This is a genomic window from Microbulbifer mixtoriginis (SeqCode) (assembly GCF_052467945.1).
Genome location: NZ_CP174328.1, coordinates 314,887 through 330,015, shown reverse-complemented (window position 1 = coordinate 330,015; position 15,129 = coordinate 314,887). Strand labels below are relative to the sequence as shown.

Below are 15,129 nucleotides of genomic sequence, written 5' to 3'. Positions count from 1 at the left end.
TGTTTATATATTGGACTGAACTTCACTACGATAATTTGCTGGAAGCTGTCCAAACATGCCTTTGAAGTGTCTACTGAAGTAACTATGAGATGTAAAGCCAACCCTATAAGCAATTTCAGATATTGGGCTTTGTGTTTCCACCAGCATACGACGAGAATTCTCTAATCTGACTTCCCGAACGAATTGCATGGGTGTTTTATCCAGATATTTTTTGAAACGCCGCTCTAATGCACTAACCGATAAACTCGCGACCTCTGCCAAATCTTCAACTGCAATTGGCTGACTATAGTTATTTTTTATGTATTCAACTGGCCTTTTAAGTTTATCCATTCTAGAAAGAGTCTTAACCGTTTCTTTAAGGTCTCGTGCTACACCATAGGTTCCTATGATTTCTCCATTGGCACTCTTTAATGGGCGCTTTGATGTCGTAAACCAAACTAACTCGCCTGTTTTACCAATATTTAATTCCAGACGATCTGTAATCGTCTCTCCTGACATCACCCTTTTGTCATCACGTATATAGTTTTTAGCGAGATAAGAAGGGGAAAAATCCATATCTGAACGGCCAACTACCTGATGTAATGACCTGCAGCCGACATGCTCAATAAATTCCCGGTTACAATGCACCACATAGCCGGATTCATCTTTTACCCAGAAAATAATATCTGATATAAGGTCAAACACCGCAATGATCTGCTGCGTAGAGACCTGTTCCAAGACTGATTTATACTTCATTATTCTTATTTACATTTTGTATAAAACTGGAATATAGCTGAGCTTACTGGCTAACCTCTTAAAAATTAACAAACTCAATAAGTTTTTCTAATCAAGACACTAAAAGTGTCAAAATGCCCCCTCTCTACACTCACCCCGCACTTCTCCCCCATATGGGGAGATAATTCGCTCAATTTCAAAATAACCACGCTCGCAGAAACCGGTTTCTATCAACTTCTGCTCCAGCGCCCAATCAAAATAGGCTTCTACCCGACGACTTGAAGGGCCACCGCTCTCCACTGGCCCTCTCGGCATACGGGACTGCGCACTGGAACCTGCCACAACTGGCGCAGGGATATCACGCTGCTTTCCCTTTAGCGTAAAAGTAAAACGCTTGGCGCCATTGGGAGCAACTTCTGTCTCAAAGGATTCCTTCATTCCTGGTATCGGGCTGTTACTGGTACAGCCTGTAAATATCAGGGCAATTGCCAAGCCCCCAAATAGTCGTATTGGGGATAATGAGGAGTTAAATTTATTTTTATTCAGCACAGCAAGCCCTCTTGGCTCATCAATAGCTTCCATAAAAGGCTATTAGCCTCAGGAGACTTTATCAATTATTTGAATACCACGGTTTTATTGCCATGGATAAATACCCGCTCCTGCAACAGTAACTGCAGTGCGCGGGACAAAACCAACTTTTCCACATCGCGGCCCGCATCCGCCATGGACTCCGCCGAGTAGGCATGATCCACATGTATTACATCCTGTTCAATAATCGGGCCCTCATCCAGATCATCAGTCACAAAGTGAGCGGTGGCACCAATAATTTTAACTCCACGCTCATAGGCTTGCTGATAGGGCTTGGCCCCGATAAAGGCCGGCAGGAAGGAGTGGTGAATATTAATAATTCGGCCAGCATAATGAGCGACAAACTCCGGGGTGAGTACCCGCATATACTTGGCCAGAACAAGGTAATTCGGATTGTACTCATCTACCAGGGCAGCCACTTTTTCCTCGTGCTCGCTGCGTTTCAGGTCTTGTGCCGGTACACAGTGGAAGGGAATATCAAACTTCTCTACCAACCCACCCAGGTCTGGATGGTTGCCAATCACAGCGGCTATCTCAACATCCAGTGCGCCCGAATAGCACTTCATCAAGATGTCACCCAAGCAGTGAGGCTCGCGTGTCACCATCAGCACCAGGCGCTTGCGTTTGGTGGACACCAGGCGCCGCTCGGCCCCCTGCGGTAAGGCCATATCCAAATCTTCCAGGAAGGTAGTGTCGTTGAAGATACCTTCCAGGGCGGTGCGCATAAAAAAGCGGCCCTCCGCGCGGTCTACAAATTCATCATTCTTGATGATATTGAGCTGGTGCTTGTAGCAAATATTGGTAATCTTCGCGATCAGGCCCTTATCATCGGGGCAGTCGGTTAGCAGTATCTTCTTTTCCATGGTCGAATTTCAGGCCAAATATCCAGAGTTCAGACTATACACTATGCCGTCTAATCGATTCAGCGATCCATTCCGGGGAGAACATGGATAAAAACCTTTACGCAGATCATATGGCCACCCTGTGCCGCCGCTACGATGAAATATTGGAGTCCTGCGGCTTCGATACCCTAAATGTATTCAGCGGTGCACCCAGGATGCAGTTTCTGGATGACAACCCCTATCCTTTTAAGGTCAATCCCCAGTTCAAGGCCCTGGTACCGATCACCGACAACCCCAACAGTTGGGTGATCTTCAGGCGCGGGCAGAAGCCCAAACTCTTGTTCTACCGCCCGGTGGACTTCTGGCACTATGTCCCACCCGCGCCACAGACCTTCTGGAGTGAGCTCTACGATATCGAGCTGTTGAGTAAGCCAGCAGATGCCCGGGAATTCCTAAACGCAGATAACGCCGCCTTCATTGGTGAGGCCGACAGGTTCCAGGGCTGGCCACTCGGCGAGATCAACCCCGAAACCCTAATCAACCGTCTACATTGGGCGCGCGCCAACAAGACTCCTTATGAAGTCGCCTGCCTGCGCGAGGCCAACCGTATTGCGGTGGCAGGGCACCGAGCCGCTGAATTGGCTTTTCGCGGTGGCGCAAGCGAGTTCGAGATCAACCAGGCCTACTTGAGTGCTACCGGCCAGGGCGAGAACACCATGCCGTACGGCAATATCGTGGCCCTCAATGAACACGCGGCGATACTGCACTACACCCACCTCTCCACCCAGCGCCTGCCCGGCACAGAATTAAAGACCTTTCTGATAGACGCAGGGGCCGATTGCAACGGCTATTGTGCGGATATCACCCGCACCTATAGCTATGCCGACAGCGAGTTCGCTCAGCTGGTGGCGGCAATGGATGAAAAGCAGCTGCAGCTGGTGGACGGCCTCAAACCCGGCCTGCCCTACCCGGATCTACACCGCCAGTGCCACTTGAAAGTTGGCGAGTTGCTGGCCCAGTTCGATATCATCAAATCTTCTGCCGAGAGTGCGGTGGAGTCCGGATTAACCCGGCCATTTATGCCTCATGGTCTGGGCCACTTCCTCGGTCTGCAGGTACACGATGTGGGTGGTCACCAGAGTGGCCCCGATGGCGGTACCACACCCCCACCTGCGGAGTACCCTTTCCTGCGCACCAGCCGCACTATTGAAGAAAACCAAGTATTTACTATTGAGCCGGGGCTCTACTTTATCGATAGTCTGCTGGCAGAATTGAAAGCCTCCCCCCTTGCCAGTGAAGTTAATTGGAATAAGGTTGAAGAGTTCCACCCCTACGGCGGCGTGCGTATTGAGGACAATATTGTGGTGGGTGCCGAAGCGAACGAGAACCTCACCCGCGCCTGCGAGGTAGAGTATTAATGCCATAGGTAAATAGATACTCTAACTCGCTCTCGCCAAGAGTAAGGCAATCTGGCAGGTTTTGCTGTCTTCCAGGTTGCCGGATCTCCTCAAGCTCTCCCTCACCCTTAATAGGTAAAATAAAAAACCACTGAGGTTTATCCCAACGCCCTGTCGCCCTGATTCATCCTTCTGCCGAAATTACTCCTAAAGCCATCACTCTCTGTACTGCTATCTCTTGCCTGAATAGAAAAAAACAGCCAACCTCCCCTGCGCAAAAACAACAAGAAAGGTTCGCCCTATGAAAAAGTCCAGGCTAGCAACACTGGTCGCCGCAGCGGTATTTGCCACTGCCAATTGCGCCTATGCAAAATCAATCGAATATATCTTTTACGATAAAGAGGGTATCGCCGGCAGCGAGGTGATCGAACAAAAGGGCTCGAAAATTTCCGGAGAATTAAAGCTCGGTTGGAATAACCGCCGACTCAATCTAAAGGAGAGCTTCACGATCGGCGCTGCCAAAATGCCCGAGCAGGTCCACATTGAAGGTATCAGCCCCTTTGGCGCACCAGTTAATGAAGAATTTAAACTGAAAGATGGTGTGGCCACTTGGCAAGGCACCGATGAACACGGCAGCGCAAAAACTTCCGAAGCGCAGTTTTATATTCCCAAAAACTCGACTCTGGCCGTACAAACCCAGCTGGTAAAAGCGCTACTTGCCGATAAGGATCACAGCATAGGTTTACTACCCCAAGGACAAGCCCAGCTACACAAGCTGGATCAGCTCACTCTTGAGCAGGGCGATGAGAAGAAAACCGTGTATCTCTACGGTGTGAGTGGCCTGGGTTTTACTCCGGACCTGGCCTGGTACGATGAATCCGGTGATCTGTTTGCTGCCGATGAAGGAGGCTGGTTCGCCATACTGCGCAAAGGCTGGGATAAATCCCACCTGCAACAACTCAAAGAACGCCAGGTTGCCGCTTCCGACCAGTATTTACTGGATATCGCCGAAAAGCACACCCATACCTCCATCCAACCGATCCTGATTAGCAACGTCAATCTGGTCGATGTAGAAGCGGGCAAGCTTCGCAAGCGTCGCCACCTACTGGTGGAAAACGGCAAAATCACCAAGATTAGCCGCCGCCCAATCAAAGTCCAAAACGCCACCCGTATCGATGCCAAGGGCCACACCCTGATTCCCGGGCTGTGGGATATGCACGCACACCTATCACCCACTGATGGTGCCCTGAATATGGCCGCCGGTATTATTAATGTGCGCGATATCGGTAATACCCACGAAAATATTATGCGTATCTCCGGCCTGTATGAGTCCGAACAGATTATCGGCGGTGACCTGTTCCGTGCGGGCTTTATGGACCGGGAAAGTGAAAATGCCATGCGCATGGGTAAAACGGCAGATAGCCTGGAAGAAGCCAAGGAAATTGTCGAGTGGTATGCGGAACATGGCTACCAGCAGATAAAAACCTACAGTTCCATGGAACCTGAATGGATCGCCCCCTTAGCCAAACATATCCACGAAAACGGCATGCGCTTATCCGGGCATATCCCCGCCTTTATGACCGCAGAGGAAGCAGTGGATGCCGGCTTTGATGAAATCCAGCATATCAATATGCTGTTCCTCAATTTTATGGGCAAGATCGACACCCGCAAAAAACTGCGTTTTACCGAGATTGGTGAACATGCCCACGAGCTGGACTTGGAAAGTGCAGAGGTTGGCGATTTCCTGGATAAACTCGCTGAAAAGGGCACAGTGGTAGATGCCACAACTACCGTATTTAGCTCGATGTTGCTGCGCCAGCCTGGCAAAGTAGATCCGGAGTTTGAAGATATCGCCGGCCATTTACCGGTGAATATTCAGCGCGCATTTGTCGGTGCCGAGCTGGATGTAAAACCGGAACACCGGGATGACTACGACCTCTCCGCCGATGCCCTGCTGAAAATGATGCGTAAACTGCATGAGCACAAGGTGACCATGGTAGCGGGTTCCGATGGTATTCCCGGGTTTACCCTGCTGCGCGAGTTGGAGCTCTATGCCAAATCCGGTATACCCGCTATGGATGTCCTACGTACTGCCACACTGGTACCCGCCCAGGTAATGGGAGCCGATCAATATACTGGCAGTATCACCGTGGGTAAAAATGCAGACCTGGTTTTACTGGAAGGTAATCCGCTGGAAGATATCAGCGCACTGCGCCGCACCGCATTGGTTATTGAAGGGCAAAATCTCTATCGCCCCGATGAACTGTATCAAGCCCTGGGCATCAAATCGTTCCACCCCTCGGTGCCATTTGAATTAAATGGTACTACCACTATTGCAGCCAAGTCTGAATAAAAAGACAAAGCGGTAAGCAAAAAAAGAAAAGTAAAAACCGGCAGTCAAAAAGACTGCCGGTTTTTTTAAAGCCAAATATTAAGCCAACTCGCTGCGCACAGTGCGCGCCGCTTCCACCATGTTCAATAGGGAGGAGCCCACTTCGGCCCAGCTGCGGGTTTTTAAGCCACAATCTGGGTTCACCCAAAGCCGCTGTATCGGCACTACTTCGGCAATTTTCTTCAGACGCTCAACCAGCTCCTCCCGCTCAGGCACATTAGGGGAGTGGATATCGTAAATTCCCGGCCCTATTTCATTGGGGTAACCGCCATTCCTATCGGCAAAAGCACTGAGCAGACGCAGATCTGAGCGGGCGGATTCGATAGTAATGACATCCGCATCCAAAGAGACAATCGCCTCCATGATTGCATTGAAATTGCTATAACACATGTGGGTGTGAATCTGGGTTTCCGCTTTTACCTCGCTACAGGTAAAACGAAAACATCCCACCGCCCAGGCAAAATAATCAGCATGCTCGGATTCACGCAGGGGGACCCCTTCGCGCAGAGCCGGCTCATCAATCTGAATGATTCCTATACCCGCATTCTCAAGATCCAATACTTCCTGGCGTAATGCCTCGGCAATCTGCAAGCAACTTTCACTTCGGTGGATATCCTCACGAGGGAAAGACCAGTTGAGAATCGTCACTGGACCTGTGAGCATGCCTTTTACCGGCCTTTGGGTCAGGCTCTGGGCATAGCTGCTCCACTCCACCGTCATAGCCTGTGGACGAGAAATGTCACCGAAAATAATTGGCGGTTTTACACAGCGGGACCCATAGCTCTGTACCCAACCATTGCCAGTATGTACAAACCCCTGCAGTTGCTCGCCAAAATACTCCACCATATCGTTGCGTTCGGCTTCACCGTGTACCAACACGTCCAAGCCAAGAATTTCCTGGCGACGGATCGCCTCGGCAATCTCCGCACGCAAATGCTGGGTGTAATCCAACTCACTGATCTCACCGCTGCGATGCTGGCGACGTACCTTGCGCAATAGGTCCGTTTGTGGGAAAGAGCCGATCGTGGTGGTCGGCAACAGTGGTAACTGCCAGCATTTTTCCTGCAGTACCGCGCGCTCCTGATAGCGCTGTGCACGCCAGCTGTCCTGTAAGCGCTCAGTGACGGAGTTGCCGGCGATAGGGTTCTCTTCTGGAGTTGCCGTTGATGGAACTGGCTCGGCCAATAGTTTTTGCAACTGGGCCAACTCCGCTAACTTCTGGCGACTGAAGGCAAGCTTTTGTTTTTGCTCAGCCGGCAACAATGTTTCTGTATCCAAGTCCACCGGGCTGTGCAGTAGTGAACAGCTGGCCGAAAGCCATAGGCGCTCGCCCAAACGATCCGCCAGAGGCTTCAGCTGTGATTGCCACTTCTGCAAATCCGCTCGCCAAACATTGCGGCCATTCAGTACCCCCGCGGAAAGTACCTGATCTTCCCCAAGCAACTGCGCGGCTTCCGCAAGCTCCTCTGGCGCCCTTACGCAGTCAATGTGTACTCCCCCAACCGGCAGGGAAAAAGCCAACTGCAGGTTTTCCCTCAACGGGGAAAAATAGGTCGACAGCAATAATTGCAAATCTGCCATCTGGTTGAGCTGGGCATACACAGTGTGAAACGCACTGCGCCATTGCTCTGGCAAATCCAAACCGAGAATCGGCTCATCAATTTGCACCCACTCCACCCCCAGGCTTTCAAACTGGGAAAACAGCTCGGCATAGCAGAGCAATAGATTGGCGAGCAAATCCAGAACATCATCAACACCCCGCCCCAACCAGAGGTAAGTGAGCGGCCCGAGAACCACCGGCTTGGCCTTATAACCCAGGGATTGTGCTTCACGTATTTCTTCCAGCAACCAATTACTATCCAGGGTAAAAGTTTGCTTCTCGTGAAGCTCTGGCACTAAATAGTGATAATTGGTATCGAACCACTTGGTCATGGCACTCGCCGCAACCGGTTGACCGGAGGGCGCGCGGCCGCGGGCTAGACGAAAGTACTGGTCCAATTTATTGCTCGCAGCGCCTTCGGCAAAGCGCTCAGCAACCACACCAAACATCAGCGAATGATTGAGTACCTGGTCATACCAGGCAAAATCGCCAACCGTCACTAAATTGAGCCCCTCACTTGCCTGGGCCTGCCAGTTCTCCCGACGAATACTCTCACCAACTTCCAGTAGCCGCTGCTGAGATATTTCACCACGCCAATAGGCTTCCTGAGCTTTCTTTAGTTCGCGATCAGCGCCGATGCGCGGATAACCGAGGACATGCGTTTGCACCATTTTCTACTTTCCCAAGTCCGTTCCTGTGAGAGGGCCAAGCCCTTTTTTCCTGCCCACACATGTCGGCGCTATTTGTCTACCGATTGCGGCTTCACCACTTGTGAGGCTTAGGACTTGATTGTGTGCCTGTAGTGTTATTCAATCAATTTCATATTTTTTGCAATGAACATGAATAATTTTAATGATGATAGAAATGCGCCATCTGCGCGCCCTCTCTGTTCTGCGCGAGACTGGCAGCCTGGTGCGCGCCGCTGAGCATCTACACCTGACCCAATCGGCCCTCTCTCATCTGTTCCGGGAAATGGAGGAGCGCCACAACCTGCCACTATTTGTGCGTAAATCCCGCCCTCTGCGCTTTACCAGCGCCGGCTTGCGCCTGCTGCAGCTAGCCGATGACATATTGCCGCGCGCGGCTCTAGCCCAGCGAGACTTGGCACGGCTGGCCTCCGGCCAGTCGGGACGCTTGAATATCGCCATCGAATGCCACAGCTGTTACCAGTGGTTGATGCCGGCTTTGAATACTTATCGCGACGACTGGCCCGAGGTGGAGCTGGATCTGTGCAGTGGCTTTCACTTCGCACCGCTGCCGGCCCTTACCCGCGGTGACTTGGATCTGGTGGTCACCTCTAATCCAGACCGGGATTTGAAAGGCATCCACTATCAGCCACTATTCAGCTTTGAGATGTGCCTGGCACTCAGCCGCAAACATCCACTATTACAAGATGATGCCAAGCGCCGCTGGGTGACTCCCGGGGAGTTGGCCAGAGAGGTACAGATCACTTACCCGGTGGAGCGGGAGCGGCTGGATATTTTCCAGAATTTCCTCGAGCCCGCTGGCATCGAGCCCGCGGGTGTACGCACGGCAGAGTTGACGGTTATGATGGTGCAGCTGGTGGCCAGTGGCCGAGGTGTCTGCGCTCTGCCCAACTGGGCCTTGCACGAATATCTGCAAAAAGGATTTGTGGCGCAGCTGCGTCTGGGGGAAAAGGGTCTATGGAGTACCCTTTATGCCGCCGTACGCGAGGAAATGCTGGAGAAAGCCTATGCCGCTGACTTTCTGCGGACCGCCCGGGATACCTGTTTTAGCCATCTAAACGGGATTCGCGCGGCGAGTTAAGCGAACTAGCCACTACTATCAGCAACAGACAACTGGAGCGGGTGCACACGCCCGCCGCAACCTAACGCCCGCGCTGGGCGCTGCTTTACAGGAGACGTTCTATGTCCACAACGAATGATCGCTGGAACTCAGTGAGTAAAGGCCTGCATTGGCTGTTTGTGATTCTACTACTGGCGGTATGGGGCGCCGTAGAGCTGCACGAATTCTTTGAACGCGACGACCCAATGCGCGGCTGGTTTATGCGCCTGCACTTCTCTCTGGGTGTCGCGGTGTTAATGCTGCTGGCAGTTCGTCTCTACTGGCGTGCGCGCCACAAGCGCCCGCAGATCCAGGGCCGCTCCTGGCAGAAGGCCTTATCCAACCTGACCCATGGTGCTCTCTACTTGGTTTTACTAGCAATGCCGGTTTCCGGTATTGCGATGCGTCAGCTGTTCGGCAGGGATACAGAGTTTTTTGGCCTTTTTGCCCTACCGCGCCTACTAGCAGAGAATTCAGACCTGGGCAAGCAGCTCGGTTTCCTGCACAAGGATGTTCTGTGGCCGGCCCTGCTGATATTGGTGGGACTGCATATCGCTGCCGCGCTCTGGCACCACTTCGTCATGCGCGACAGCACTCTGACCCGTATGCTACCGCAGCGCTAAGCACAGCTACCCTAGATTTGCGGCATAAAAAACGGCGCTATAAGCGCCGTTTTTTATGCCTCGGGATTCGCTGGGAAAAGATTACTCCCCGCCATTATCCCGTTTGAACTTGGGCTTGCCCTTGGGTTTGCCCTTGGGCTTACCTTTAGGCTTGCCCTTCGCCTTAACGGCCGACTCATCGAAACGGGAAATCTTCATGGGCTTACCAGCCACCCGTACCTTCTTCAGATGCTGGAAGATTTCCTTGGGCATACCTTCCGGAAGGTCCACGGTGGTGAAGTCTCCATAGATCTCAATACGACCTATATAGGAACTATCCAGATCCACCTCGTTGGCAATGGCACCAACGATACCACCCGGACGCACACCGTGCTCGCGACCAACTTCGATACGGTAGCGCTCCAGCCCCTCATCGGGTACTGGCATCTTGCGGTCTTTTTCATAACCGTCTTTCTTACGGCGACGCCCTTCAAAATCATCGTCCCGCTCGCGGCGCTCCCTTTCCCTGCGCGGCTTGGACTCCTGCTCTTTGATCAGCAGCGGCTGGTCACCCTGGGCCATGGAGGCCAAGGCAGCAGCGACATCCAGTGGGTCCACTTCATTCTGGGCGAGGAATTCCTCCACCAGCAAGCGGTAGGGTGCCAGGTCTGTCTGGCCTTCCAGGGTTGCGGTAATACGCTCGCGGAAGCGCTGCATACGGGCACTGTTAACCATCTCGGCACTGGGTAACTCCAGCTTCTCAATGGGTTTCTTGGTGGCCTTCTCAATAACACGTAGCATACGGCGTTCACGCGGCGCCACAAACAAGATGGCATCCCCTTCACGACCGGCGCGGCCGGTACGACCGATACGATGAATATAGGCTTCGGTATCGTAAGGGATGTCGTAGTTGATCACGTGGCTGATACGTTTCACATCCAGTCCGCGCGCTGCCACATCAGTGGCCACAACAATATCGAGCTTGCCGTTCTTAAGCTTATCGATTACCTGCTCGCGCAGGTTCTGCGCCATATCGCCATTCAGGGCGGCACTGGCAAAACCGCGCGCGGCCAGCTTGTCTGCAAGCTCAACAGTGCTGTTTTTGGTGCGTACGAAAATAATCGTGGCATCTACCGGCTCGGCTTCGAGGATACGAGTCAGGGCATCCAGTTTATGCAAACCGCCCACGGGCCAGTAGCGCTGGCGGATGGTCTCCGCAGTCTCTTGCTTGACACGGATTTTGACTTCAACTGGCTCGTGTAAATGCTCGCGAGCTATCCGAGCGATCTCTTTGGGCATGGTGGCGGAGAACAGCGCGATCTGGCGCTCTTCCGGAATCTGTTCCAATACCCACTGCACATCGTCGATAAAACCCATGCGCAACATTTCATCGGCCTCATCCAGCACCAAGGTACTCAGATTGGAGAGATCCAGGGAACCGCGACGCATATGATCCATCACTCGGCCAGGGGTACCCACCACTAGCTGCACACCGCGTTTTAATTGTTGGATCTGTCCACGATAGTCGGCACCGCCATAAATTGGAGCCACATGGAAGCCTTTCAGGTTAGAAGCATAAGCCTGGCAAGCCTCAGCTACCTGGATAGCCAATTCACGAGTCGGCGCTAGTACCAAAGCTTGCGGCCGACGGTTTTTCAGGTCCAGTTTGGACAGTAAAGGCAGTGCAAAAGCAGCTGTTTTGCCGGTGCCGGTCTGGGCCTGGCCCAGCACATCGCGATTCTCCAACAGGGAGGGGATTGTCTGTGCCTGAATCGGAGAGGGGGTCTCATAACCCAGTTTTTCGATGGCAGTTAGGATTTCAGGCGGCAGGCCCAGCTGGTCGAAGCCGGCCGGTTTTGGGGTATCGGTCATTTCGGAATTCACTTGAAGCCTAAGTCCCTATCGTGGGACCGGAGCGGTGGGTCAAAAGGTCGCGCAGTCTAACAGGTTAGGCGTCCCAGATCAGCCTGTTTTTTAAGCAGATACCAGAAGAAAGCCACAACAGCTGCGAAATCTCGGCCCCACAGTGGGAGAATGATAGAAGAGAAAAGACCAGGCAGGGGCCGCAATCTAGTTAAAAAACCACTGAACACTCATTTTGCATCGGTCCTGATATTAGTGCCGACAGGCTTTGATAGCGGCAAAATGGAGTCTTTTCTACCAACTTCCTTCAAACGGGCACAAATCCTGTCCACTGTCGACTTAAGCCCTCGGGAAAAGCTGCCATCCACCTGTGTGCGCTCATACAGATAAGTATGAAAACGCCGGAAAAAATTGATGTCTACCGGCTCTGGCTTTTTCCAGAAACTAGAAAGGCTGCCCTGGTGCGTCAAACCCGGCAAATCATATAAGGACCGCCCCATTACCTTGGTAGGCACCTTGTGAAGCAGTGCGGAAATGCCCACAGTACTGTTGATAGTTACCACACCCCTTGTATGGTCCAACAAGGTCGGTAAATGCAGATCATGACAATAAATCACCCGCCCACTTATCCGATAACGCGCTTCCAGTACACTGATCAGCCTTTGATAGTGGCAAAAGCCGCGGTCCATCGGATGGTGCTTAAAAACAATGACCGTATCTTCAGGCGCATTTCGTGCAAAAGATTTACACACGACATCTATCGCATTCTCAATCGAGAGCAGGTCAGAATGCTTGCGCAACTGAAAATCATCGCAGGTCTGCAGAGGAAACAGGTAAAAACGGCCACTGTACTTTCCAGTCATCTGGCGGATAAGGCCGCGCTCGTTGAACTTATAGAGTCCCTTACGATAAAAGCTTCTCAGCCAACAGACGCCCTCCTGTAACCAACTGCGATTCCGGTGATGGCGATAACTGGCAAACTCTGATTGGGCAAAACGCATAGCCAAGTAATAAGCAGATGCGAAGTAGGCACGCCGCCAAAAAGTATGACCAACTGGCGCCGCCGGGGTACAGCCTCTAGGTAGATATTGGTCTATTGCCTGCCTGGACCAATCAGTTGAGGAAAAAGCATTAACCCCACCCCACTCCATAGTGACAAAATCGGGGCGCAGATAGCCTTCCTCGAAAACGATAAAAGCAACTCCCATCGATTGGCATACTTTTTTGGCGCTTTCATGCAGCCTTCTGCAGTCGCCATATGCAAAAACCGTATCAGCGCCATGCTCAGAAAGATAACGACGAAAAAAAGATGGCCAGTCAGCTTCTCTACCGGTGAAATCTACTTGGTAGTTCCCCCAGCCAAAGTAGCGATCACCTCCATTGAAGTTGATCTTGTGGGTAACAACACCGAGTTGCGAAAACCGCTTTGCCAGCTGGGCAAAAAACGGGCCATGCGGTCCCTGTAAAAATACTGCCACAGACATGAATAGGCCTACTCCGGAGTCACCCTACTAGGGGCATTGAAACTGAACAATGAAACATCAAGGGTACGATCGATAACTCATCACATACAAACGACTGCTATAGCAGACCAATAAACATCGCAACAAGAAACACAAAGCTGGTCATTCAATAGCCCAAAAATTTCCGAATAAAAAACGAACATCGATTGTACAGGCACTAATTTAGCGGCATAAACAGGTCTTCAGGATACATTACCGCAAATTTATCCATCAGGCGATAGCCTGAAAAGCCACCTTTAGAGACAAGTTTGCCCGATAAATAACGATGCGGGCCTGTGGATACTTCTCTGGTAAATTGATGCAGATTCAAAATTCATTTCAGTAATGGGGTTGGAAGCAGGCTCTATAGGAACCGGAATAGACACCAGTAGCCTTCACTTTATATATAGCAGAACAGATGACTCTCTGAGATTGCTCATTTGAAGAGTGTGGCGTACTTCACGGACGGCTATTCTAGAGAGTAAAGAAAATAATGCCAAGACAACCTATTACACGAGGAGCTCGCCAGCAATGTTCGTCTCTAGCAGGTTTAAAATCCTCTAATATATTTCAAATAACTTGATGCGCGCTCACTTTTTCAAGAGCCAACTTTTTCTCTGCACTACAGTGCCCAACTTAAAATAAAATGTATTTCAATCGATTGCATTCAGAATTATTCAGACTCAAGTATTTTGGAAGCCATCACACTTTTAGCACGATTAAAGGTACCAAAATAGTTACTCTGTTCTCCTCCTTCTGTTTTCCGGCTATCAATCTTCATCAACGCCTTCTTCCATATCCACTCAAATAGCAACGCGGTTGATCTCGGGAAAGGGGTGAACAAGGGGTTAAATGGGTTATCACGCGCCTGCATCCAAACCGTCATTCGGTGTGACTTTTGTAGCGCTCTACCACGGCAATGGAAACCATAAACATTGCCAATGATAAGCGTATTTTTCGGCACGGATAGCTTCTCCGCTTTAAAACCCATTTCTGCCAGTTCCTGAGTACTTACGCGAAATGAGCCATCCCAATAGCGCCCTGGAGCACGATCGGCCCCTTTCTTACATGCTTCTAAACTCTGCCTGTATTCCCATTTGAGCCGCCTCCATGTCAACCGGTGGGAACCGGGAACATAAACAAATGAGCCATTAGTATCTGAAGAATCATCTATGTATAACCAGGCTTTTACACATGGATGAAACGTGTCTGCATGCAAATCCCGCTGAGGATCTGGACGTGGAGTGACGTTCGCATGGTTACATAAATTTTCAATATAAAAGAGTGGAGGTCGATTCTTTGAAGAACAATAACGCATCAATCTATCCAAACCTTTATGGGAATAAAGCCTTTGAAAATTTGGTGTTTTAGCTCTCTCCGTAGAGTCCATAAAGACTCGTTGGGTAATGGTAGTTCCCTCAATAACCTCTCTGACAGGGGCCTTCAGCTCAATCAACTCTTTAGTCAAGCGTTGAAACTCAGCCTGAGAAAGAAAATTTTTCTTAAGTAAATAACCATTACGTATGAATTCACGCCGATCTTCTGAGGAGACCAAAGGAGATAATAGTAAAAGACGAAATCGAAAAAGCAGGTGGGCCAGAATAACTCTGATCACATGTAACCCACAGCGATTTAAGAAGCTATTGCCCAGCAGGGGATTATTCTTAAAACTTTTACCCCAGCTGAGCGACTCAAAAATCCACTTTGGTACTTTCCAGCTTAGCCCAACCATAGAACGCCACATAACACTCCCCAAATTAAAATATGTTCTAAGCAGGTTTTACCCCTCCCACAAAAAAGAGGGAGGCCCAACAAAATCAAAC

The 15,129-nt window shown here is 50.9% G+C and carries 11 protein-coding genes; 4 read left to right on the top strand and 7 right to left on the bottom strand.

Features of this window, described 5'->3' with window-relative positions; genetic code table 11:
* Window positions 1-3 precede the first annotated feature (3 nt).
* The 3 genes from ACJJIJ_RS01390 to purU all read right to left on the bottom strand — a co-directional run bounded on the left by ACJJIJ_RS01390 (window position 4) and on the right by purU (window position 2,165).
* Complete coding sequence (locus tag ACJJIJ_RS01390; RefSeq protein ID WP_444882582.1) at window positions 4-735, bottom strand: PAS domain-containing protein; 732 nt, start codon at window positions 733-735, stop codon at window positions 4-6.
* 108 nt (window positions 736-843) lie between these two features.
* Window positions 844-1,296, bottom strand: a complete 453-nt coding sequence (locus tag ACJJIJ_RS01385) for a hypothetical protein (protein ID WP_444882583.1) — start codon at window positions 1,294-1,296, stop codon at window positions 844-846.
* Window positions 1,297-1,328: 32 nt separating this feature from the next.
* Window positions 1,329-2,165 carry a formyltetrahydrofolate deformylase gene (gene purU / locus ACJJIJ_RS01380; RefSeq protein WP_444938449.1) on the bottom strand — a complete coding sequence of 279 codons (837 nt, stop codon included), beginning with the start codon at window positions 2,163-2,165 and terminating at the stop codon, window positions 1,329-1,331.
* A gap of 83 nt (window positions 2,166-2,248) precedes the next feature.
* On the opposite strand from purU, the gene pepQ reads away from it, so the two are divergent.
* The gene (pepQ, locus tag ACJJIJ_RS01375; RefSeq protein ID WP_444938448.1) at window positions 2,249-3,562 is read left to right on the top strand and encodes a Xaa-Pro dipeptidase; all 1,314 of its coding nucleotides are present in this window, start codon (window positions 2,249-2,251) and stop codon (window positions 3,560-3,562) included.
* 280 nt (window positions 3,563-3,842) lie between these two features.
* Complete coding sequence (locus tag ACJJIJ_RS01370) at window positions 3,843-5,894, top strand: amidohydrolase family protein (RefSeq protein ID WP_444938447.1); 2,052 nt, start codon at window positions 3,843-3,845, stop codon at window positions 5,892-5,894.
* A 78-nt stretch (window positions 5,895-5,972) separates the two neighbouring features.
* Here ACJJIJ_RS01370 and metE read toward each other — a convergent pair whose 3' ends face one another.
* Window positions 5,973-8,204, bottom strand: coding sequence for a 5-methyltetrahydropteroyltriglutamate--homocysteine S-methyltransferase (gene metE / locus ACJJIJ_RS01365; RefSeq protein WP_252084760.1), 2,232 nt, complete (start codon window positions 8,202-8,204; stop codon window positions 5,973-5,975).
* 181 nt (window positions 8,205-8,385) lie between these two features.
* Here metE and ACJJIJ_RS01360 point away from each other — a divergent pair, with 181 nt between their 5' ends.
* Both ACJJIJ_RS01360 and ACJJIJ_RS01355 read left to right on the top strand, forming a co-directional pair.
* Window positions 8,386-9,321, top strand: coding sequence for a LysR family transcriptional regulator (locus tag ACJJIJ_RS01360; protein WP_444938446.1), 936 nt, complete (start codon window positions 8,386-8,388; stop codon window positions 9,319-9,321).
* Between the two features lie 101 nt (window positions 9,322-9,422).
* On the top strand, window positions 9,423-9,962 hold the full coding sequence (locus ACJJIJ_RS01355) for a cytochrome b (RefSeq protein WP_444888162.1): 540 nt from the start codon (window positions 9,423-9,425) through the stop codon (window positions 9,960-9,962).
* Window positions 9,963-10,043: 81 nt separating this feature from the next.
* Here ACJJIJ_RS01355 and ACJJIJ_RS01350 read toward each other — a convergent pair whose 3' ends face one another.
* From ACJJIJ_RS01350 to ACJJIJ_RS01340, 3 genes are all read right to left on the bottom strand, one after another.
* Complete coding sequence (locus ACJJIJ_RS01350; protein WP_444891146.1) at window positions 10,044-11,813, bottom strand: DEAD/DEAH box helicase; 1,770 nt, start codon at window positions 11,811-11,813, stop codon at window positions 10,044-10,046.
* Between the two features lie 221 nt (window positions 11,814-12,034).
* Window positions 12,035-13,288: a capsule polysaccharide biogenesis protein gene (locus tag ACJJIJ_RS01345; protein WP_252084757.1), complete on the bottom strand. Its 1,254-nt coding sequence runs from the start codon at window positions 13,286-13,288 to the stop codon at window positions 12,035-12,037.
* A 691-nt stretch (window positions 13,289-13,979) separates the two neighbouring features.
* A complete protein-coding gene (locus tag ACJJIJ_RS01340; RefSeq protein WP_252084756.1) occupies window positions 13,980-15,050 on the bottom strand; it encodes a phytanoyl-CoA dioxygenase family protein in 1,071 nt (356 codons plus the stop codon).
* Window positions 15,051-15,129 lie beyond the last annotated feature (79 nt).